At 71.8% G+C, this 19696-nt stretch carries 20 protein-coding genes; 12 read left to right on the forward strand and 8 right to left on the reverse strand.

Translation table 11 applies throughout. The annotated features are described in order from the left end of the window. Positions 1 to 68: 68 nt before the first annotated feature. The 3 genes from DEJ19_RS00565 to DEJ19_RS00575 form a co-directional block, all read right to left on the reverse strand. Positions 69 to 1379: an MATE family efflux transporter gene (locus tag DEJ19_RS00565; protein ID WP_111232486.1), complete on the reverse strand. Its 1311-nt coding sequence runs from the start codon at positions 1377 to 1379 to the stop codon at positions 69 to 71. A gap of 153 nt (positions 1380 to 1532) precedes the next feature. Then, a complete protein-coding gene (locus DEJ19_RS00570) occupies positions 1533 to 2345 on the reverse strand; it encodes an isocitrate lyase/PEP mutase family protein (protein WP_111232485.1) in 813 nt (270 codons plus the stop codon). Between the two features lie 140 nt (positions 2346 to 2485). Further along, positions 2486 to 3823 carry a uracil-xanthine permease family protein gene (locus DEJ19_RS00575; protein ID WP_111232484.1) on the reverse strand — a complete coding sequence of 446 codons (1338 nt, stop codon included), beginning with the start codon at positions 3821 to 3823 and terminating at the stop codon, positions 2486 to 2488. 81 nt (positions 3824 to 3904) lie between these two features. Between DEJ19_RS00575 and DEJ19_RS00580 the strand changes: the two genes are divergently transcribed. Beyond that, positions 3905 to 5869: a M13 family metallopeptidase gene (locus DEJ19_RS00580; protein ID WP_111232684.1), complete on the forward strand. Its 1965-nt coding sequence runs from the start codon at positions 3905 to 3907 to the stop codon at positions 5867 to 5869. After that, positions 5869 to 6807, forward strand: coding sequence for a serine hydrolase (locus DEJ19_RS00585; protein ID WP_071404465.1), 939 nt, complete (start codon positions 5869 to 5871; stop codon positions 6805 to 6807). Before DEJ19_RS00580 ends, DEJ19_RS00585 begins: the two co-directional genes overlap by 1 nt. Positions 6808 to 6848: 41 nt before the next feature. Here DEJ19_RS00585 and DEJ19_RS00590 read toward each other — a convergent pair whose 3' ends face one another. Genes DEJ19_RS00590 through DEJ19_RS00600 form a run of 3 tightly spaced genes read right to left on the reverse strand, consistent with a single transcriptional unit; the run spans position 6849 to position 9368 of the window. Further along, positions 6849 to 8186, reverse strand: coding sequence for a hypothetical protein (locus tag DEJ19_RS00590; protein WP_146250603.1), 1338 nt, complete (start codon positions 8184 to 8186; stop codon positions 6849 to 6851). A 60-nt stretch (positions 8187 to 8246) separates the two neighbouring features. Continuing rightward, entirely contained in the window at positions 8247 to 8675 is a 429-nt protein-coding gene (locus DEJ19_RS00595) for a GNAT family N-acetyltransferase (protein WP_181441464.1), read from the reverse strand. 12 nt (positions 8676 to 8687) lie between these two features. Continuing rightward, entirely contained in the window at positions 8688 to 9368 is a 681-nt protein-coding gene (locus DEJ19_RS00600) for a DUF4232 domain-containing protein (protein ID WP_111232482.1), read from the reverse strand. A gap of 99 nt (positions 9369 to 9467) precedes the next feature. Here DEJ19_RS00600 and DEJ19_RS00605 point away from each other — a divergent pair, with 99 nt between their 5' ends. Next, complete coding sequence (locus tag DEJ19_RS00605; protein WP_111232481.1) at positions 9468 to 9743, forward strand: hypothetical protein; 276 nt, start codon at positions 9468 to 9470, stop codon at positions 9741 to 9743. A gap of 69 nt (positions 9744 to 9812) precedes the next feature. Beyond that, positions 9813 to 11081, forward strand: a complete 1269-nt coding sequence (locus DEJ19_RS00610) for a Fic family protein (RefSeq protein ID WP_220035280.1) — start codon at positions 9813 to 9815, stop codon at positions 11079 to 11081. 3 nt (positions 11082 to 11084) lie between these two features. Here the strand turns inward: DEJ19_RS00610 and DEJ19_RS00615 are convergent, their stop codons facing one another. Further along, on the reverse strand, positions 11085 to 11483 hold the full coding sequence (locus DEJ19_RS00615; protein WP_083404464.1) for an NUDIX hydrolase: 399 nt from the start codon (positions 11481 to 11483) through the stop codon (positions 11085 to 11087). A gap of 35 nt (positions 11484 to 11518) precedes the next feature. After that, the gene (locus DEJ19_RS00620; protein WP_111105126.1) at positions 11519 to 12841 is read right to left on the reverse strand and encodes a glutamyl-tRNA reductase; all 1323 of its coding nucleotides are present in this window, start codon (positions 12839 to 12841) and stop codon (positions 11519 to 11521) included. Between the two features lie 38 nt (positions 12842 to 12879). Here DEJ19_RS00620 and hemE point away from each other — a divergent pair, with 38 nt between their 5' ends. The 8 genes from hemE to hemC all read left to right on the forward strand — a co-directional run bounded on the left by hemE (position 12880) and on the right by hemC (position 19525). Continuing rightward, on the forward strand, positions 12880 to 14016 hold the full coding sequence (gene hemE / locus DEJ19_RS00625) for a uroporphyrinogen decarboxylase (RefSeq protein ID WP_111099761.1): 1137 nt from the start codon (positions 12880 to 12882) through the stop codon (positions 14014 to 14016). After that, complete coding sequence (locus tag DEJ19_RS00630; protein WP_111232480.1) at positions 14013 to 15329, forward strand: protoporphyrinogen/coproporphyrinogen oxidase; 1317 nt, start codon at positions 14013 to 14015, stop codon at positions 15327 to 15329. Before hemE ends, DEJ19_RS00630 begins: the two co-directional genes overlap by 4 nt. Positions 15330 to 15429: 100 nt before the next feature. Continuing rightward, the gene (locus tag DEJ19_RS00635) at positions 15430 to 15684 is read left to right on the forward strand and encodes a hypothetical protein (protein ID WP_017887727.1); all 255 of its coding nucleotides are present in this window, start codon (positions 15430 to 15432) and stop codon (positions 15682 to 15684) included. After that, positions 15681 to 16139 (forward strand): phage holin family protein, encoded by a 459-nt coding sequence (locus tag DEJ19_RS00640; RefSeq protein ID WP_110863601.1) that lies wholly within the window; start codon positions 15681 to 15683, stop codon positions 16137 to 16139. Before DEJ19_RS00635 ends, DEJ19_RS00640 begins: the two co-directional genes overlap by 4 nt. A gap of 41 nt (positions 16140 to 16180) precedes the next feature. Further along, positions 16181 to 16411 (forward strand): DUF3618 domain-containing protein, encoded by a 231-nt coding sequence (locus DEJ19_RS00645; RefSeq protein ID WP_071404475.1) that lies wholly within the window; start codon positions 16181 to 16183, stop codon positions 16409 to 16411. 68 nt (positions 16412 to 16479) lie between these two features. After that, a complete protein-coding gene (gene hemQ, locus DEJ19_RS00650; RefSeq protein WP_111232479.1) occupies positions 16480 to 17247 on the forward strand; it encodes a hydrogen peroxide-dependent heme synthase in 768 nt (255 codons plus the stop codon). Next, positions 17244 to 18476 (forward strand): ferrochelatase, encoded by a 1233-nt coding sequence (locus tag DEJ19_RS00655; RefSeq protein WP_110863600.1) that lies wholly within the window; start codon positions 17244 to 17246, stop codon positions 18474 to 18476. Before hemQ ends, DEJ19_RS00655 begins: the two co-directional genes overlap by 4 nt. Then, the gene (gene hemC, locus DEJ19_RS00660; RefSeq protein WP_258367228.1) at positions 18473 to 19525 is read left to right on the forward strand and encodes a hydroxymethylbilane synthase; all 1053 of its coding nucleotides are present in this window, start codon (positions 18473 to 18475) and stop codon (positions 19523 to 19525) included. Before DEJ19_RS00655 ends, hemC begins: the two co-directional genes overlap by 4 nt. Positions 19526 to 19696 lie beyond the last annotated feature (171 nt).

Below are 19696 nucleotides of genomic sequence, written 5' to 3' on the forward strand. Positions count from 1 at the left end.
CGACGACGACGGCGCCGCAGGAGAATCAGGCCCGGCAGAAGAAGCAGGCCCAGCCGGAGACGACCCGCTCATCGCGCCAACGCCTGTTCCACCCAGCCGCGCCGGTGCGCCCGCACTCCGAGCGTCACCGCCCGGACCCCGATGTACCCGAGGGCGAAGGCCGCCCACAGCCCCGCGAGCGTCCCGCCGGCCCACCAGAGCAGCGGCAGGTACACGACGAGGTTCGCGCCTCCGGCGATGGCCAGGTACCGCGCGTCCCCGGCACCGATCAGCACGCCGTCGAGCACGAACACGTACCCGGCGACGGGCATCCCGACGGCGATGAGCACCAGCACGACGGGCAGCGCGTCCCGCACCGCCCGCGAGTCCGAGAACACCGGCCCGAGCACCCCGCTCACGGCCAGCGTCAGCACCCCGAGCAGCACGCCACCGGCGATCCCGAGCAGCACGAGTCGTCGTGTCACCAGTCGCACCCGCTCCGGGTCACGTCCGCCGAGTCCGTGCCCGACGAGCGCCTGCCCGGCGATCGCCAGGGCGTCGAGCGCGAACGCCAGCGTCGAGAACACCGTCAGCCCGACCTGCGTCGTCGCCAGCCCGGTGGTCCCCAGCCCGGCGGCGGCCCCGACGGTGGCGAGCATCGCGATCCGCAGCGACGCGGTCCGCAGGAACAGCCAGGCGCCCGACCGCAGCGCCCGTGCGACGCCCGAGGCGCCGGGTCGCAGCGGCGCCCCCGACGACCGCGCGGCCCGCACCGCGATGCGCACGTAGACGACGGCCATCGCCCACTGCACGATGACGGTGCCGGCGGCGGATCCCTCGACGCCCCAGCCGGCGCCGTAGATCAGGACGGCGTTCAGCAGCCCGTTCGCGACGAACCCGATGGTCGCGACGACGAGCGGGGTCTTCGTGTCCTGCAGCCCACGCAGCAGTCCGGTCGAGGCCGTCACCACCAGGATGCCGGGCAGCCCGATCAGCGAGATGGTCAGGTACGCGGTCGCGGCGGCCGACACCTCGGCTGAGGCACCGAACAGGTCGACGAGCGGCCCGGCGAGCGGCCACCCGACCAGCGCCAGCACCACCCCCAGCACGAGCGCGAGCCACATCCCGTCGATGCCCGCGTGCACGGCTCCGCGACGGTCGCCACCACCGAGCGCCCGTGCCACGGCCGGGGTCGTCGAGTACGCCAGGAACACCAGCAGCCCGGTCACCGTCGACAGCACGGCACTCGCGAGCCCGACGGCCGCCAGCGGCGTCGCCCCGAGGTGCCCGACGAGCGCGGTGTCGGTCAGCAGGAACAGCGGCTCGACCACGAGCGCTCCGAGCGCGGGCACCGCCAGCCGCACGATGTCGCGGTCGACCGCGCGCCGCTCAGCGGTCACAGCGGGTCGCGTCGGTCGGTGCACCGACCCATTCTGTCGGCGATGCCGACCCGTCGTGGTCACCAGGCGGGGTGGGCGCGACCCGTGACGGACTGGAGGCCCGTGGCGGCGCCGCCACGGGCCTCCAGTCCGGTGGTCCGACGTTTCGCGGCTTCAGTCGCGGATGACACCGTTGAGCGCGGCCCAGCCGAGCGTCGGCGGTGCCGAGACGACAGCACCCGGCGTGCCGAACATCTGTGCAGCCCAGTCGCCGGCGACGCTGTACGCGGCTTCGGCGATGGCCGAGCCAGCGCTGACCCGGCTCGCCCCCGCCCGTGCAAGGTCACCGACCGACAGGGTCCCAGGCCCGAACGCGACGTTGAGGGGCAGCTCGATCGCGTCCACGAGCGTCGAGATCGCGGCGGCCGACAGCGCTCCGAGCACGAAGACGCCACTGGCGCCGGCCCTGGCGTAGGCGTTCGCACGGGAGAGCGACTCCTCCATCCAGACGTCGCTCCCGGGCACGCCCAGCAGGTGCGTGTCGATCCGAGCGTTGACGAAGAGTGGGATGCCGGCGTCATCCGCAGCCTGGCGGGCTGCGCGGATGCGGTCCTCCTGTTCCGCCACCGGACGGAGAGAATCCTCGATGTTCACGCCGGAGACGCCGAGCCCGAGGAACGCGGACACGGTCGAGGCGACGTCGCCCGGTGTCTCGCCGTACCCGCGCTCGATGTCGGCGGTCAACGGGACGTCGACTGCCGCCGCGATCGGCCGCACGGCGTCCAGCGCGCCGTCCCGGGTCAGATCGTTGCCGTCCCGGTGACCGCGTGACCAGGCGACGCCGGCGCTCGTCGTCGCGATCGCACGCGCTCCGGCCGAGAGGACGATGCGTGCGGACGCGACATCCCACACGTTCGGCAGGACGACCGGTGCGCCGGGGACGTGCATCGCGGTGAAGGTGCGCGTGCGCTCGAGGTGCGTGCTCATCGTGCAATCTTCGCGCACCGGCCCACGTCGTCGACGTGCGTCATGACGGACTGGAGGCCCGTGGCCGTGTCCGCCACGGGCCTCCAGTCCGGTGGTCCCACGTCGTCAGGCCGGACGCGCGTTCCGGCCGGACACTCGCGTCAGTCGGCGCGCGGTTCCGCGGGGACGGCGCCGGTGGCGGCGTGCGCGGGTTCGGCGACCTCGGTGGAGGGCTCGTCGGTGCCGCGGGCCCGGCCGATGACGTCCATCAGGTGGTAGACGACGATCGCGGCGATGGTGCCGACGATGATGCCGCCGAAGCTCGCCTGGCCGAAGCGGAACGTGAAGTCCGCGATGCCGATGATCAGGGCGATGCCGGCGGTCAGCTGGTTCTTCGGCTTCGAGAAGTCGACGCGGTTCTCGACCCAGATCCGGATGCCGATGACGCCGATCAGGCCGTAGAGCGCGGTGGTGGCGCCGCCGAGCACGCCGGCCGGCACCGAGGAGATGACCACGCCGATCTTCGGCGACAGGCCGAGCAGGACGGCCGCGATGGCGGCGACCCAGTAGGCGGCGGTGGAGAAGACGCGGGTGGCGGCCATCACGCCGATGTTCTCGCCGTAGGTGGTGGTGGCGGAGCCGCCACCGACGCCCGCGAGGACGGTCGAGACGCCGTCGGCGAAGAGCGCGCGACCGGTGAGCGGCGTGAGGTCACGGCCGGTCAGCTGTCCGACGCCCTTGACGTGCCCGACGTTCTCGGCGACCAGCGCCAGGACGACCGGCACGAACGCCAGGTAGATCGCGAGCTGCGACGGGTCGAAGGCGGGAGCGGTGAAGTCCGGCAGGCCGATCCACTTCGCCTCACCGACCTTCGAGAAGTCGACCTGCCCGCCGATGAGCGCCGCGACGTACCCGACGAGCACACCGATGACGATCGACAGCCGGCCGATCAGGCCCTTGAACAGGACGGTGACCAGGATGATCGCCGCCAGGGTGATGAGTGCGATGACCGGGGACGCCGTGAAGTTGTCGCGGGCGGCCGGTGCCAGGTTGAAGCCGATCAGCGCGACGATCGCGCCGGAGACCACCGGGGGCATCAGGCGGTCGATCCAGCCGGCTCCGGCCAGGTGCACGACGAGGCCGACGATCGCGAGCAGCGCGCCGACGACGATGATGCCGGACAGGGCGAGCGGGATCCCGCCGATCTTCGTGGCAGCACCGATCGGGGCGATGAACGCGAACGACGAACCGAGGTAGCTCGGCAGGCGGTTGCCGGTGATGAGCAGGAACAGGATCGTGCCGATGCCGCTGAACAGCAGCGTCGTCGACGGCGGGAACCCGGTGATCAGCGGCACCAGGAACGTGGCGCCGAACATCGCGACGACGTGCTGCACGCCCAGGCCGATCGTCCGGGGCCAGGTGAGTCGTTCGTCCGGCGTCACGATCGTCGTCGCGGAGACGGTCTTGCCGTCCCCGTGCAGCTTCCACGGAAGTCCCATGCGATGACCGTACCGGCAGCCGTGTGCCGGTGACGACCCGGATCGACCTGCCCCATGGGGTCGGTGGCTATCGTGGACCGCATGACCGACGTCGCACGTGCCTCCGGCATCCACACTGACGAACTCGACCCCGCGGTGCGCCCCCAGGACGACCTGTACCGCCACGTGAACGGGACCTGGATCGAGGCGACGCCGATCCCCGACGACAAGGCCCGGTACGGCTCCTTCACGGTGCTGGCCGAAGCCGCCGAGATCGCCGTGCGCGACATCATCGAGCGCTCGCAGCAGGCCGCCCCCGGCACCGAGGAGCGCAAGGTCGGTGACCTCTTCACCTCGTTCACCGACGAAGCGCGGCTCGAGGAGCTCGGCACCGCACCGATCGAGCACCTGCTCGCCGAGATCACCGAGATCCAGTCCGTGCCCGAGGTCATCGCCGCCGTCGGCCGCTTCGAGCGCATCGGCCTGCCGAGCTTCCTGCAGCTCTTCGTCGACAACGACCCGGGCGACCCCGAGTCCTACGTCGTGTTCCTGGAGCAGTCCGGCCTCGGGCTGCCCGACGAGTCCTACTACCGCGAAGAGCGCTTCGCCGACATCCGCGAGAAGTACCGCGAGTTCGTCGCGGCGATGTTCCCGCTCGCCGGCCTCGACGACGGCGGTGCCCGCACCGAGCACGTCATCGCGCTCGAGACGGCACTTGCCGCCCAGCACTGGGACAACGTCACGACCCGCGACAGCCAGAAGACCTACAACAAGCTGCCCTGGGCCGAGGTCGCCGCGCTCGCGAAGGGCGTCGACCTGCAGACCTGGTGGCAGGCCATCGACGCCCCGGCCGGCGCCTTCGAGACCGTCGTGGTGCGCGAGCCCTCGTTCATCACCGGCCTGGCCGACCTGCTGAACGACCAGCCGCTCGAGGTCTGGAAGGACTGGCTGCACTGGCAGGTCATCCGTGGCTCCGCCGCGTACCTGACGAGCGCGTTCTCGGCCACGAACTTCTCGTTCTACGGCACCGCACTCACCGGTGCGCCCAAGCAGCGCGAGCGCTGGAAGCGTGGCGTCTCACTGGTCGAGGGTGCGATGGGCGAGGCCGTCGGCCGCATCTACGTGCAGGAGCACTTCGACGAGACCTCGAAGGCCAAGATGGACGACCTCGTCGCCAACCTGGTCGAGGCGTACCGGCAGAGCATCACGGCGCTCGACTGGATGACCGACGAGACCCGTGCCCGTGCGCTCGACAAGCTCGACAAGTTCACGCCGAAGATCGGCTACCCCGTGAAGTGGCGCGACTACTCGGCGCTGCCCGTCCTCTCCGACGACCTGGTCGCGAACGTCCGCGCCGTCGCCTCGTTCCAGGTCGACCGCGAGCTCGGCAAGATCGGCAAGCCGATCGACCGCGACGAGTGGTTCATGACCCCGCAGACGATCAACGCGTACTACAACCCCGGCTTCAACGAGATCGTGTTCCCGGCCGCGATCCTGCAGTTCCCGTTCTTCGACGCAGACCGCGACGCCGCCGCGAACTACGGCGCGATCGGTGCCGTCATCGGGCACGAGATCGGCCACGGCTTCGACGACCAGGGGTCGCAGTACGACGGCGACGGCAAGCTCGAGAACTGGTGGACCGAGGCCGACCGCGCGGCGTTCGAGGAGCGCACGAAGGCGCTCATCGCCCAGTACGACGCCCTGGTGCCGACCGAGGTGCCCGAAAGCCACGTGAACGGTGCCCTGACGATCGGCGAGAACATCGGTGACCTCGGTGGCCTGTCGATCGCGTGGAAGGCGTACCTGCTGTCGCTCGACGGCCAGGAGCCCCCGGTCGTCGACGGCCTCACCGGTGCCGAGCGCTTCTTCCTGAGCTGGGCCCAGGCCTGGCGCATGGCGATCCGCCCGGAAGAGGCGGCTCGACTGCTGAGCATCGACCCGCACTCGCCCAACGAGTTCCGCTGCAACCAGGTCGTGCGGAACATCGACGTCTGGTACGACACCTTCGGCGTGACCGAGCAGGACGCGATGTACCTCGACCCCGCCGAGCGCGTCGCGATCTGGTGATGACGGAGCCGGACGCGGCCCGGTCGTCGCGCCGCCGGCGACCGGACGACCGCCCAGCAGGTGGCGGCCGCGGTCGTGGGCGGCACAGCGGCCGGGCCGACGACCGCTTCACCGCCACCACCGAGGCGCTCGGTGCCCTCGCGCTCGAGGGCGCCGGGGTCAGCGCCTCGGTGATCGACACCTCCAGTGGCAAGGCCCTGCTCGCGATCGACGACACCCTGGTGCAGCCGGTCGCGAGCCTGGGCCGCGTCCTGCTGCTCATCGAGGTCGCCGCCCAGCTCGAGGACGGCCGCCTGCACGGTGACCGCCTGCAGCGCATGGCCCGCGACACCGCGACCGGTGCCGGCCTGTGGCAGTTCCTGCAGGAGCCGACCATGCAGGTGCCCGACCTGGCGACACTGGTCGGAGCAACCGCCGACGCCTGGGCCATGAACGCGCTGCTGTCGACCGTGGGCATCGACGCCGTCCGGGAGCGCGCGGAGTCCCTGGGCATCGAGCGCACGGCGTTGATCGACCGGGTGCGGGACCGCCGCGGGCCGGATGACGCCCCCGACGCCTCCGTCGCACCCACCGGTGAGCTGTCGTGGGTGATGCGCGGACTGGCGCTCGGCGAGGTCGTCGACGAAGCGGTGTCGAACCGGGTGCTCGGCTGGTTGTCCCTGGCGAGTGACCTGAACCTGGTCGCCGGGTCCTTCGGGCTCGACCCCCTGGCGCACCGTGCACTCGACCACGGGTTGCAGGTCGTCGCGGTCACCGGGTCGAGCACCGGTGTGCGGGCCGAGGCGGGGATCCTGCGGGGGCCCGGGTCGTCGGTCAGCTACGCCGTGACCGTCACGTTCGACGACGCTTCGTTGCAGCGGCGGTTGGCCGTGGTCGAGGCGCTGCGGACCATGGGGACCGAGGTGCTCGAGGCGGTGCACGCGCCTGCGCGGCGCTGACGGCGCTTGGTGCTGTTCGTCGCGGGTGCGGCGTCACCGTGTCAGGACCGGGGGACGCAGACCGACTCGGCGCTCAGACTCAGCCCGTCGACGGTGCCGCGGATGCTCGCCGTGGCGGGGTCCGCCCCCGTCGACGACGACCAGTAGTCCCGCCCCATCGCCCGGCCGCTGACCCGGAAGCCCTCCGACGTCCACAGCGCGGTCACGGCGTCGAACGGCCCCTGCGCGTCGTCGACGATCTGGAACACGGGCACGATGCTGAACGCCGTCGCGCGGGTGCCGGTCGCATCGGGTGACCAGGTCGATCCGGGCGGCGCGCACTGTTCGGTGCCCGTGGTCACGGTCGCCGGGACTCCGGCGGCCTCGGCCGAGCGCTCGAGGAACGCCCGGAGCGTCGCAGCGTGGTCGCTGACGTCGGCGGGCACCCACGGGGTCGGCGACGGGCCCGACGTCGGGGTGCCCGGGGCAGTGGCGTCCTGCGGCTTCTCGGCGTCGAGGGGGAGTCCGAGCCAGCCGCTCGTCCCGTCGAGGCCGACGGAGAACGCGGTGCGCGGAGCGCGGTGTGCATCGGCGGCTTCGTCCTTCGTCCGGACGAGGACGTCGGCGACGGCGCCGAGTCGTTCGCCGTCGATCGACAGGTACGGGCGTTCGGCCTCGGCGGCCGTGTCGGTGGCAGCCTGCGCCGCGTCGGCCGAGGCTTGCGCAGCGTCGGCGTAGGTCGTGCCCGGTGAGTAGTACAGGCCCTCGACGTCGTTGTCACCGTCGCGGTCGAACCCGTCGATCGTGCGCAGGAGTGCTCGCCCGGGGTGCGTCGCCGTGATGCCCAGGGACACGTCACCACGGATCAGGGAGGCCGGGTGGTCACCGACGATCGGACGGGCCTGCGCGACGGCGTCGGTGAAGCTGACGGCCGGCACGAGCCAGATCGTGGAACGTGACGGGGTCGCCCACAGCCGGTGCACGAAGGGCTCCGCGCGCAGCCGTCCGGCCAGGTCGACGACGTCGGCGTCCATCGGGTCGACTGCGACCGGCGCCGACGCCCGGCCGCGGGGCACGTCCACGGTCACCGACAGCGTCGTGCCGGTGACACCCCGCGCTGCCGTGTTCCGGATCCGTTCGGCGACCGCGAGGTCCGTCGTGTCGGCCTGCACCTCGAGCGAGGTGATCCAGTTCTGCGGGTCGTCCTTCGCGTCGACCTGACGGATCTCGCCCTCGGCCGTGTCGACCCCGGGCAACCGCTCGACCCGGGTGATGAGCTTCGCGAGCACCGATTCCGACCCAGCCGGCGGTGGTGGCGACGCGCACGCGGCGAGGGCGAGCACGACGCCGAGCGCGGTTGCGAGGGCTGCCGCTGAACGTGTCCGTGCGCGAGCCCCCATGCGCCCGAGTCTAGGAAGGGCATCACGCCGCACGGAATCGGTCGCGAGACCCATCCGTGCTCAGCGAAGGAGCACGAAGGAGCGCAGCGGCTGTGGGTCGACGTCATGGGCCTCCACGAAGCCACGTGACTCGTAGAACGCTCGCTGCCCCGGCTCGTCGTCGGTGAGCAGGACCGTCTGGCGAACGCCGGCGTACCGCTGCAAAACGGCGTCGAGCAGTGCACCACCGATGCCGGACCGGTGCGCGGACGGCAGGACGAGGACGTCCTGCACGTACACGATCGTCACCCCGTCGGAGACCGTGCGGACCAGGCCGAGCAGGTGCCCGCCGTCGTCGCGGGCCGTCAGCACGGTGTGGGAGCCGGCGATCGCCGCGGTCAGGGCTGCGGGGTCCCGCGTGTACGCGGTCCACCCGACGGCGTCGTACAGCGCCACCAGCTCGTCCATGCCCGGTCGTTCGTCGCTGATCGTGGTGGTCACGGTGCTCATCGTGCCCGACTCCTACGAGGTCGCCTGCCCCTCCGGTACGAACGCCTGCACGGACAGCAGTGAGGCATCGGCCGACGCACACGCCTGGTAGTCGGTGTCCTTCACGAACAGGGACTGCTTCGACCCGGGCGGGTACACCCGGAAGCCGTCGGGGGTCTCGGGCGAGCAGTCGCCCGCCGAGTAGTTCTCGGCACGGACGATCTTGAGCGGCGCCACGGCGGTCTTCCCGGGCGCCAGCGTCACGGTGGGGTGCGGCGAGCTCTTCTCCGCGACGGCCGCCGCTCCGATCTGCTTGCCGTTCCCGCCCCCGACGAACGAGACGCCGGGCCACCCCTGCACGGTGCAGGTCGTCGACCCGGTGTTCTCGAGCACCAGGTGCACGATGACGCTGCCGGCGGCACCACCGCTGCCGGCCTCGATGCGTCCGGCCAGCGACGACGCCGCGCACCGGTCGCCGGAAGCCTCGCCGGTGGCACCGGATCCGGCGGATGAGCCGGACCCGGACGACGGTGCCGCCGAGGCGGACTCCTCAGACGACTGCGGCGTGGACGCCGACACGGACGGCGACGGCGCGGGCGCCGTGACGGTCTCGGTGGCTGCGGGCTGCCCGTCCGAGGCGCACCCCGCCAGTGTCCCGACGGCGACGAGCCCGGTCACGACGAGCAGGAACTTCGATCGGCTGCTGCGTTGCATGGTGCACAGGCAACCACCGAACGCCGCATCCGGTTCGGTCGGCGTCCAGGGACCACGGGCACACTCCGAGGCAAGCAACCCGAGCAGCGGAGGTCGGACATGACGGGCAAGCACGAACAGGCACGAGGCGACGAGGGTCGCGCGGACGGGGTCGAACCCCGCGCCGGAGCCTTCACGGACAGCGAGATCCCGGGCGAGGAGCACGTCGAGTCGACGGAGCCCGTCGGCGAGTTCGTCTCGAGCGACATCCCCGGCGAGACGCGACCGACCGGAACCGGACCCGACGGCGACTACGTCGACTCGGACATCCCCGGCGAGGCCGAGCCGGCCCAGAACGGCGAGGTCGGGGAGTACACCGACACCGACAAGGCCTGACGAACCCGAGTGGAACGCATCCCATGATCAAGGATAGGCAGTCATCCTTGATCATGGGATGATCCATGTATGGCTTCGTACGAGACGATCCGCCGCACGGGCGACCCGGCGGCCGCGACACGCGCCTTCCGGATGCCGATGGTCTTCGAGGCCTACGTGCCGGATCCGCTGCAGGGCCGAACGGTCGATCTCGGACCGACCGAACAAGCGGCCGTGCTCGAGGCCACCGCTGCGGTGACGGAAGCCGAGACGAGATCCACGCTGCTCGGCAGCGGAGACGCACTGGGCCGGATGCTCCTCCGAGCCGAAGCGGTCGGGTCGTCGATGATCGAGGGCCTCGAGGTCTCCCCGCGGAAGCTGCTCGAAGAAGAGGCGCGCGGACGGAGCCCGCTCGGGCAGTGGAGCACCGCAACCGAGGTCCTCGGCAACATCGACGCCATGACCTTCCTCACCGAGTCGGTCGGTCCGGGTTCCCCGGTGACCCTCGACCTGCTCCTCGAGGCGCACCGGCGGCTGATGGAGGCCTCGGCGACCCCCGAGGTCGGGGGCACGGTCCGAGCGGTGCAGAACTGGATCGGCGGACCGACGCCTGCCGCAGCGGCGTTCGTTCCGCCCGTGCCGGAGCGGGTGCCAGGGCTCCTCGACGACCTGCTGGAGTTCGTGAACTCGAGCACGCTGCCGACGATCGCCATCGCCGCCGTCGCACACGCGCAGTTCGAGACGATCCACCCGTTCGCCGACGGCAACGGTCGCATCGGACGCGCACTGATCCACGCTGTCCTGCGGTCACGGGGGCTGACCATCGAGTCGTCTCCACCGGTGTCCCTGGTCCTGGCGACCCGTGCTGTCGACTACGAAGCGGGGCTCCAGCGGTTCCGGTCCACCGATCCGCCGGCATCGGAGCCAGCGCAGCGGGCCGTCGGGCAGTTCGTCCGGCTCTTCGCCGAGGCGATGGCCGAGGTCGTGGACCGGATGGCGCAGTTCGAGCACGAGCTCGTCCGGATCAAGGAGTCCTGGCGATCTGCGCTCGTCGGAGTCCGCTCTGACTCCGCTGCGTGGTCGGCGCTCGAACTCGCGCCCAGCATGCCCGTGCTCACCGCGCAGACGTTCGCCGCCGCGACGGGCCGGAGCGAGCAGGCCGCGAACACGGCCTTGGGGGTCCTCGTCGAGCGTGGCGTCCTGACACAACGATCGGCGGGACGGCGGAACCGTGTCTTCGAGGCAGACGCCGTGATCGGCGCGCTGGCACTGCTGGAACGCCGTCTCGCCTCTCCTGCCGGTGACACCGGCGTCGTGCCGCCGACCAGGCACGTGCCGGCAGCTCCACCCAGGGCGTGACGGTCAGTCGATGAGCTCCGCCGCCACCAGGCGGCGGAGCGTCTCCACGCCAGCAGGCGGGCAGCGGTCCGCGTCGGCGGAGGTGACCCACTCGACCTCGTCCACCTCGGCCGAGGCGACGGGCGTGGCGGAGTCCAGCGGGCCTCCCGGCCGGACCAGGAACAGCGTCATCGCGACCATGGTCCCCGGAGCCTGCCCGTGGGCGGGCTCGAGCACGACGCCGAACGGGTCGACGTCGTCGGCGGTGAGCCGCAGGCCGGTCTCCTCGTACGCCTCGCGCACGGCGGCCTCGACGTCGGTCTCGTGCGGCTCCGCCTTGCCGCCGGGCAGGTAGAGCACGTCGCGCGCGCGGGCGCGCACCATCAGGACGCGTCGGTCACGCACCAGCAGCAGCGCACTCACGCGCAGCGTGGGTGGTTGCGAGCCTGTCTGGAGGCTCAGCTCGCGTCCGCCTGGTCGTCGCGATCCGAGGCGGTCGGGTCCAGTGCCGTGCGGTCGGCCAGCGGGACGACGGGCGACGGCAGCTCCGGCTCGGCCTCCGGCCGGACGCCGTACAGGGAGTCGATCGCCCCGACGAACTCCTCGCCGCGACCGGCGCGACCGAGCTCACGAGCGCGGACCGAGGGACGGTGCAGCAGGACGCCGACCAGGTGCCGGAGCGCCCGCTCGGTGTGCTCGACGGACTCGCCGTCGGCGTCCGCGCGGCGCTTGGCCCGCTCGATCTCGTCGTCGAGGATGTCGAACACGTGCTTGCGGAACGCCACGAGCGCCGGGGTCGTCGACTGCTCCATCGCCTGCGCGCGGAACCGGGACACGGCGTCGTCGACCATCGCACGGGCCTCGGACTCGGCGTTCAGCTCGGAGATCGGGGCGTGGATGCTGATCGTCTCGAGGTCGAGCAGTTCGACGCCGTCGACACCGGCGGCCGCGGGGTCGACGTTGCGGGGGAGCCCGAGGTCGATGACGATGCGCCGGACCCCGTCGTCGAGGTCAGCCGGTGCGACGACCGGGACCTCGCTCGAGGTGCAGGTGATCAGGACGTCGCTCTCGCCGATGGCCTGGCGCAGGTCGCGGGCGGCGACGAGGTCGTGCTTGGCGGCGAACCAGGGCGCCCGGCCCGAGGGCGAGAACACCTGGATGTTCGTGGCACCGCGGTCACGCAGTGCGGCGATGGTGGTGGCCGCGTAGCTGCCGGTGCCGACGAGCAGCACGCGGGTGCGGGCCCAGTCGGTGACCCGCGACGAGGCGAGTTCGAGGCCGAGGCGCACGAGCGACCGGCCGGCGGCACCGATGCGGGTCCGGGTCTTGACGCCGCGCGAGGTGTGCGCCGCCTCTTGGAACAGGCGCTCGAGGTCCGAGGTGGTGGTGCCGTTCGACCGGGCGTCCTCGAGCGAGCGCCGGACCTGGCCGGAGATCTCGGTCTCGCCGACGACGACGGACTCGAGACCGCTCGACACGGCGAACAGGTGCTGCACGACGTCCTTGCCGTCCAGCACGTTGACGGAGTCCAGCACCTCGGTGGCGTCCAGGTCGCTCGCGGCGGCCACGGCCTGCACGGTGGCGGAGACGGCGGACTCGCTCTCGTCGCCCGCGATGTCGAGGTACGCCTCGAAACGGTTGCAGGTCGCGAGGACCACTGCACCGTCCAGGACGCCGGCATCCGTGACGAGTCGGCTGGCTGCCGCGGGTGCACCGATGCTCAGTCGCTCCAGGAGATCGAAGCTGGCGTTGCGATGCGACGCCGTGAGACAGATGAGCACGTAGTCAATGGTAACGCGCTCGATGGGAGAATCATCCGGTGACCGAAGCGACGACCACATCCCTCCCCGACTCCCACCCCCTGGCATCAGGGCGGACGAGTGGTTCCCGCCTGGTGCGGGCCCTGCGGGGTGACCGTCCGGAGACGCTCCCGGTGTGGTTCATGCGGCAGGCCGGACGGTCCCTTCCGGAGTACCGGGAGCTTCGGATCGGCACAGCCATGCTCGACGCGTGCCTCGACCCGGAGATGGCGTCGGAGATCACCCTGCAGCCGGTCCGCAGGCACGGGGTCGACGCGGGCATCTTCTTCAGCGACATCGTCGTGCCGATCAAGCTCGCCGGTGTGGACGTCGAGATCGTCCCCGGTCGTGGCCCGGTGCTCTCGTCGCCGATCCGGACCCCCGCCGACGTCGACGCCCTCGAGCAGCTCGACCCCGTGGCCCTCGCCCCGATCGAGCAGGCCGTCCGACGCACGGTCGACCAGCTCGGCGACACCCCGCTGATCGGCTTCGCGGGGGCGCCGTTCACCCTCGCCGCCTACCTGGTCGAGGGTGGCCCGTCCAAGGACCACATCCGCGCCCGCACGCTCATGCACGCCGACCCCGAGACCTGGTCGCGGCTGCTCGCCTGGGCCGCCGAGGTGTCCGGGATGTTCCTCCGGGCGCAGGTGCTCGCCGGGGCCTCGGCCGCGCAGCTCTTCGACTCGTGGGTCGGGTCGCTCTCCCGCGCCGACTACGTCCGGTCCGTCGCGCCGCACTCCGCCCAGGCGATGTCGCACGTCGCCGAGCTCGGGGTGCCGCGCATCCACTTCGGCGTCGGCAGCGGCGAGGTCCTGGCCGACATGACGACCTTCGGCACGGACACCGTCGGCGTCGACGCGGTCGGGGTCGACTGGCGCCTGCCGCTCGACCAGGCGGTCCAGCGCGTCGGCACCGGGGTCAGCGTGCAGGGCAACATCGACCCGGCGATGCTCTCGGCGCCGTGGGACGTCCTCGAAGCGCACGTCCGCGACGTCGTCCGCCGGGGCGGTGCTGCACGGGCCCACGTCGTGAACCTCGGCCACGGGGTCCCGCCCGAGACCGACCCGGACGTCCTGACCCGCGTGGTCGAGCTGGTCCACTCGCTCGGCGACGGCCGCGCGGACGACGGTGCAGCGCAGGACGGAGCCGGCGCGTGACCGACGTCGTCGTGGTCGGCGGCGGGATCGCCGGGCTCGTCACCGCCCGTGACCTCGCCAAGGGCGGCGCCCACGTGGTGCTCGTCGAGTCCTCGGGAGAGCTCGGCGGCATGATCCGTCGGCACACCGTCGGCGGGATCGACCTCGACATGGCGGCGGACTCCTTCGCCACCCGCACGGACGCCGTCGGCCGCCTGGCGATCGAGCTCGGACTCGGCAACGACGTCGTCGCCCCCGACCCCCGCGGCGCCTGGCTGATGACCCGCGACGGCCGGACCTCCCCGATCCCGGCGACCGGGCTCCTCGGCATCCCGAGCACCCCGATGGCCGCCGACGTGCTGGCCGTGGTCGGGCAGAAGGGTGGCCTGCGCGCCCAGATGGACTCGCTGCTGCCGGCACCGGTGGGCGCCAAGGCCTCCTCGCTCGGCGAACTCGTCCGCCGGCGCATGGGGGAGCGGGTGCTCGACGACCTCGTGGTACCGATCGCCGGTGGGGTGCACTCCACACACCCCGACCAGCTCGACCCCGACCGGGTGGCCCCGGGCCTGCGCGCCGCGCTGCTGCGCGAGGGCTCACTCGCCCGGGCCGTCCTGTCACTGCGGGCACGCGCGGCCGCCGGCACCCCGGTGCAGGGGATCCGCGGTGGGACGGTGCGCCTGGTGGACGAGCTCGTCGCCGACATGGCGACCTACGGGGTGGACGTCCGGCTGCACACCCGGGCGACCCGCATCGAGGCGCACGCGGTCGAGATCGTCGGCGTCGACGGCACGACCGAACGGTTGCCGGCCCAGCACACCCTGTCCTCCGTCGCCGACCCGGAGCGCACCGCCGCCCCCGACCGGACGGGCATCCAGCTCGTCACGCTCGTCGTCGACCAGCCGGAGCTCGACGCCGCCCCGCGTGGCACCGGGATGCTCGTGCACCCGGACGCGCAGGCCGTGTCGGCGAAGGCCCTCACGCACGCGACGGTGAAGTGGCCGTGGCTGGCCGACGTGGCGGACGGACGCCACGTCCTGCGGCTCAGCTACGCGACCACCGCGACGGACCCTGCGGGCGTCGCCACGAGCCTCCCGGTCGACCCGACCGACCCCGTCGGCAGCCGTGCCCTGCAGGACGCGTCCACGCTGCTCGGTGTGGCGATCACGGCCGACCGCGTCAGCGGCGCCGCACGCGTCGGTTGGTACGGACCGGACCTCACCGCGGCCGGGCTGGCCGAGGGCGTCGTCGGGATCGGCGAGGCCTCGACCGGACGCGGCCTGGCGGGGATCATCGCCGCCGCTCGGAAGGCAGCCGACGAGATCCTCGGTTCCTGAGCGGACCGCGCAGCCCCTGAGGGCTACTGTTGGTGAGACCGCCGGACGTATTCCGTTCGGTGCATGACCACCGCACAACCAATGCACGGAGGAATCGCACATGCGCGGAAAGCTCCTGTTCGTCGCCGGCGCCGCACTCGGGTACGTCCTGGGATCGCGAGCCGGACGGGCGCGGTACGAGCAGATCAAGACCGTCAGCGGCAAGGTCTGGAACAGCAACGGCGTCCAGAAGGGCGTGCACGTCGCCGAGGACTTCATCGCCGACAAGACCCCGGACGTCGCCGAGTTCATCGGTGAGACGACCAAGAAGGCCGTCCGCAAGGTCGGCCAGAAGAAGGACACCACCACCTCATGACCGACACCCGCGATCGCAAGTCGCGTTCGCTGTTCGGCCTGGTCGGCGACGTCCCGAAGCTCGTCAAGGGCCTGGTCAAGGGCGAGATCGACCTGCTCAAGGCCGAGATGCTCGCGAAGGCGAAGATCTTCGGTCTCGCAGCCGGCCTGCTGGTCGGTGCGCTCGTCGTCGTGCTCTACGCGATCGGCGTCCTGCTGACCGCAGCCGTGATGGGTCTCGCGACCGTGATGCCGGCGTGGCTGGCAGCACTGGTGGTGGCCGTGGTGATGCTGATCATCGCCGCGATCCTCGGCCTGATCGGCTGGAAGCGCCTGAAGAAGGGCCTGCCGATCACGCCGAAGCGCACGATCGCCAGCGTCAAGGACGACATCAACGCGGTCAAGGGCCTCGGCAAGAAGCCGACCCCGCCGACGCAGTACGGCAGCCGCACGCCGGACGTCGACGGCCGCTCCTGAGCGCCGACAGCCCCGACAGCCGCACCACCGACGGAGGAACCGTGACCGACCCGCACGACGATCTCGCTGCTCGCGTCGCCGCGACCCGCGCCCAGCTGTTCGACACCCTCGACGCGATCGAGGACAAGCTCAACGTCCCGAAGCAGATCGGGATCGCGGCGTCGAAGTTCAAGCGCGGCCTCGACGAGAAGCCGGTGCCCTACCTGGCCGGTCTCGCAGCCGGCGTAGCGGTGGTCGGGGGTATCGTCGTGCTGGTGCTCCGACGGCGGTAGACCGCCCGAGCGCGGTCCACCGGATGCGGGGCGGCCAACACCCTGGCAACCGATAGGACAATGGATCCATGAGCTCCGACGCGCCCACGAACACCGGGCCCGTGCCCGCGCACGACCACCCCCACACGGAACCCGCCGAGCCCGGTCAGCCGGATTCCGGGATCGACCCGAACCTGCTGACGGCCTACGCCCTCTGGGCAGTGTTCCGCCGGCCCCTCGGCCCGGTCCACCGCGTCGGCGACGACGCCGTGGCCGAACTCGACACCGTGATCGCCAGCGCCGCCGAGCGCGGGGTCACGATCCGTGGCTTCTACGACGTCTCGGCCTTCCGTGCCGACGCCGACGTCATGGTCTGGCTGCACGGCGACGACGCGCAGGCCATCCAGGCCGTGCTGCGCGAGATCCGTCGCACCGGCCTGTTCCAGGACGCCGAGCCCGTCTGGCACGTCATGGCCATGCACCGTGAGGCCGAGTTCAACAAGCGGCACACCCCCGCGTTCCTGCGCGGCAAGGACCCCGAGGCGTGGATCACGGTGTACCCGTTCGTCCGCTCCTACGAGTGGTACCTGCTGCCGGAGGACGAGCGCTCGAAGATGCTCCGCGACCACGGCATCGCCGGCGCGAAGTACCGCCGCGTGCTCACGAACACCATCGCGACCTTCGCCCTGAGCGACTACGAGTGGATCCTGCCGCTCGAGAGCCCGGACCTCGTCGACCTGGTCGACCTGATGCGCGATCTCCGCTACACCGAAGCGCGCATGCACGTGCGCGAAGAGGTCCCCTTCTTCACGGGTCGTCGCGTGACGACCGCCGAACTCCCGGAGGTGCTGTCATGACCGACACCAGCATGATCACGAACGGCCAGGTCCTCGCCGCCACCCCCGCGGCGGCGTCCGGTCCCGAGCACGTCGAGACCCCGACCGCGTACGACGCGATCCTGCTCGCCGGCTTCGGTGGCCCCGAGGGACAGGACGACGTCATCCCCTTCCTGCGCAACGTCACCCGCGGCCGCGGGATCCCGGACGAGCGTCTCGAAGAAGTGGCGCACCACTACCGCCACTTCGGCGGCGTGAGCCCGATCAACGCGCAGAACCGTGCGCTCAAGGCCGCGCTCGAGGCCGAGCTGGCGTCGCGCGGCATCGACATGCCGGTCCTCTGGGGCAACCGCAACTGGGAGCCCTACCTGGAGCAGGCGTTCACCGAGGCGGCGGACAAGGGCTACACGAAGCTCGTCGCCATCGCCACGAGCGCGTACTCGTCGTTCTCGAGCTGCCGGCAGTACCGCGAGGACTACGCCCGCGTGCTCAACGAGACCGGTCTGATCGACACCATCCAGATCGACAAGGTCCGCCAGTTCTTCGACCACCCGGGCTTCGTCCGCCCGTTCATCGACGGTGTCCGCGACGGCATGGCCCGCGCGATCGCCGAGAACGAGGGCCTCGACGTCGCGACCGAGCTGCAGGTGCTCTTCTCGACGCACTCCATCCCCTCGACCGACGCCGCCCGTTCGGGTCCCGACTACCGCGGGTTCGACGAGCACGGCGCGTACGAGGCGCAGCACCTGGCCGTCGGCGAGGTCGTCCTCGACCAGGCCTGGGCCGAGCTCCTCGAGCAGCCCGAGCACGCCCACCTGCAGGGCACGTCGAAGCCCGCCTGGAAGCTCGTCTACCAGTCGCGCTCCGGCCCCCCGACGCAGCCGTGGCTCGAGCCCGACATCAACGACTACATGAACGAGGACCTCAAGGGCGGCCCGACGCGTGCCGTGCTGATCGTCCCGCTCGGCTTCGTCAGCGACCACATGGAGGTCATGTGGGACCTCGACGAGGAAGCCACCGAGACCGCCGGTGAGCTCGGCTTCTGGTCGCTCCGCACGCAGACCCCCGGCATCGACCCGGCCTACGTGTCCGGTCTCGTCGACCTGGTGCTCGAGCGGGTCAACGGCACGCCGAAGGCCGAGCGTCCGCACATGACCGACATCGGCCCCTGGTACGACGTGTGCCGTCCGGGGTGCTGCGAGAACGTGCGAGCGGGGTTCAAGCCCGCCGCCGCGGGCGTCGCTCCGTGACCGACACGACCGTGAACGACCCCAGCGCCACAGCGCCCGACGGCCCGACCCCGATCCGGCTCGGCACCCGTGCCAGCCGGCTCGCGGTCGCGCAGTCGCAGGACGTCGCCGACCGCCTGGCGAAGGCGGCCGGTCGGCCCGTCGAACTCGTCACCGTCACGAGCGAGGGCGACACGAACCGTGCCTCCCTGGCGTCGCTCGGCGGCACCGGTGTCTTCGCCAGCGCCCTGCGTGAAGCCCTGGTCGCCGGTGAGGTCGACGTCCTCGTGCACTCGCTCAAGGACCTGCCGACCGCGCCGTACCCGGGCCTGACGATCGGTGCCGTGCCGAAGCGTGCGGACGCCCGTGACGTCCTCGTCGCCCGGAACGGCGCCACCGTCGACACCCTGCCCGAGGGCGCGAAGGTCGGCACCGGTTCGCCCCGCCGTGCCGCGCAGCTCCGTGCGCAGCGCCCCGACCTCGACGTGGTCGACATCCGCGGCAACATCGACACCCGCCTCGGCCGGGTGGACGACGACCTCGACGCCGTGGTGCTCGCCGCTGCCGGGCTCGGCCGCATCGACCGCCTGTCGGCCGCAACGGAACTCCTCGACCTCGGCTTCTGGCCGAGTGCTCCCGGACAGGGTGCACTCGCGGTGGAGATCCGCTCGGACGAGACCGACCGTGGGCTGCTCGCCGCACTCCGCAAGATCGAGCACGCCCCCACGCGCCTGACGGTGACGGCCGAGCGCGAGGTCCTCGCCAAGCTCGAGGCCGGCTGCTCCGCCCCGATCGGTGCGACGGCCGTCGTGGACGCCGAGCTCCTGCTCGTGTCCGCGACCGTCTACCGCCCCGACGGCACCGAGTACCGCACCGCGTCGCACGCGGCCGTGCTCGACGGTTCGGCGCAGGAGCGTCTCGACGAAGCGCTCGCGGTCGGTGGCCGTGTGGCGACCGAGCTGCTCGAGAACGGCGCTGCCGACCTTGCCGACCTGGCGACCACCGTCGCCGAGGACACCACGGACGGGCCGTACACCGCGGGCCCCGGCCTCGCGACGCCGGCCGAGTAGGCGGTCACCACGGAACCCTCCACCACCGCGACGGACGAGGCACGACCCCCGGTCGTCCTCGTCCCGCGTGGCGGTGCGTGGGGGGACCGGGTCGCCGCCGAGGCCAGGGCCCGAGGGCTCGCGCCCGTCGTCGTGCCCCTCATCACGGACGCTCCGCCGTCCGACCCTGCC

The sequence above is a fragment of the Curtobacterium sp. MCSS17_016 genome, assembly GCF_003234255.2.
GTDB classification, from domain to species: Bacteria; Actinomycetota; Actinomycetes; order Actinomycetales; family Microbacteriaceae; genus Curtobacterium; species Curtobacterium flaccumfaciens.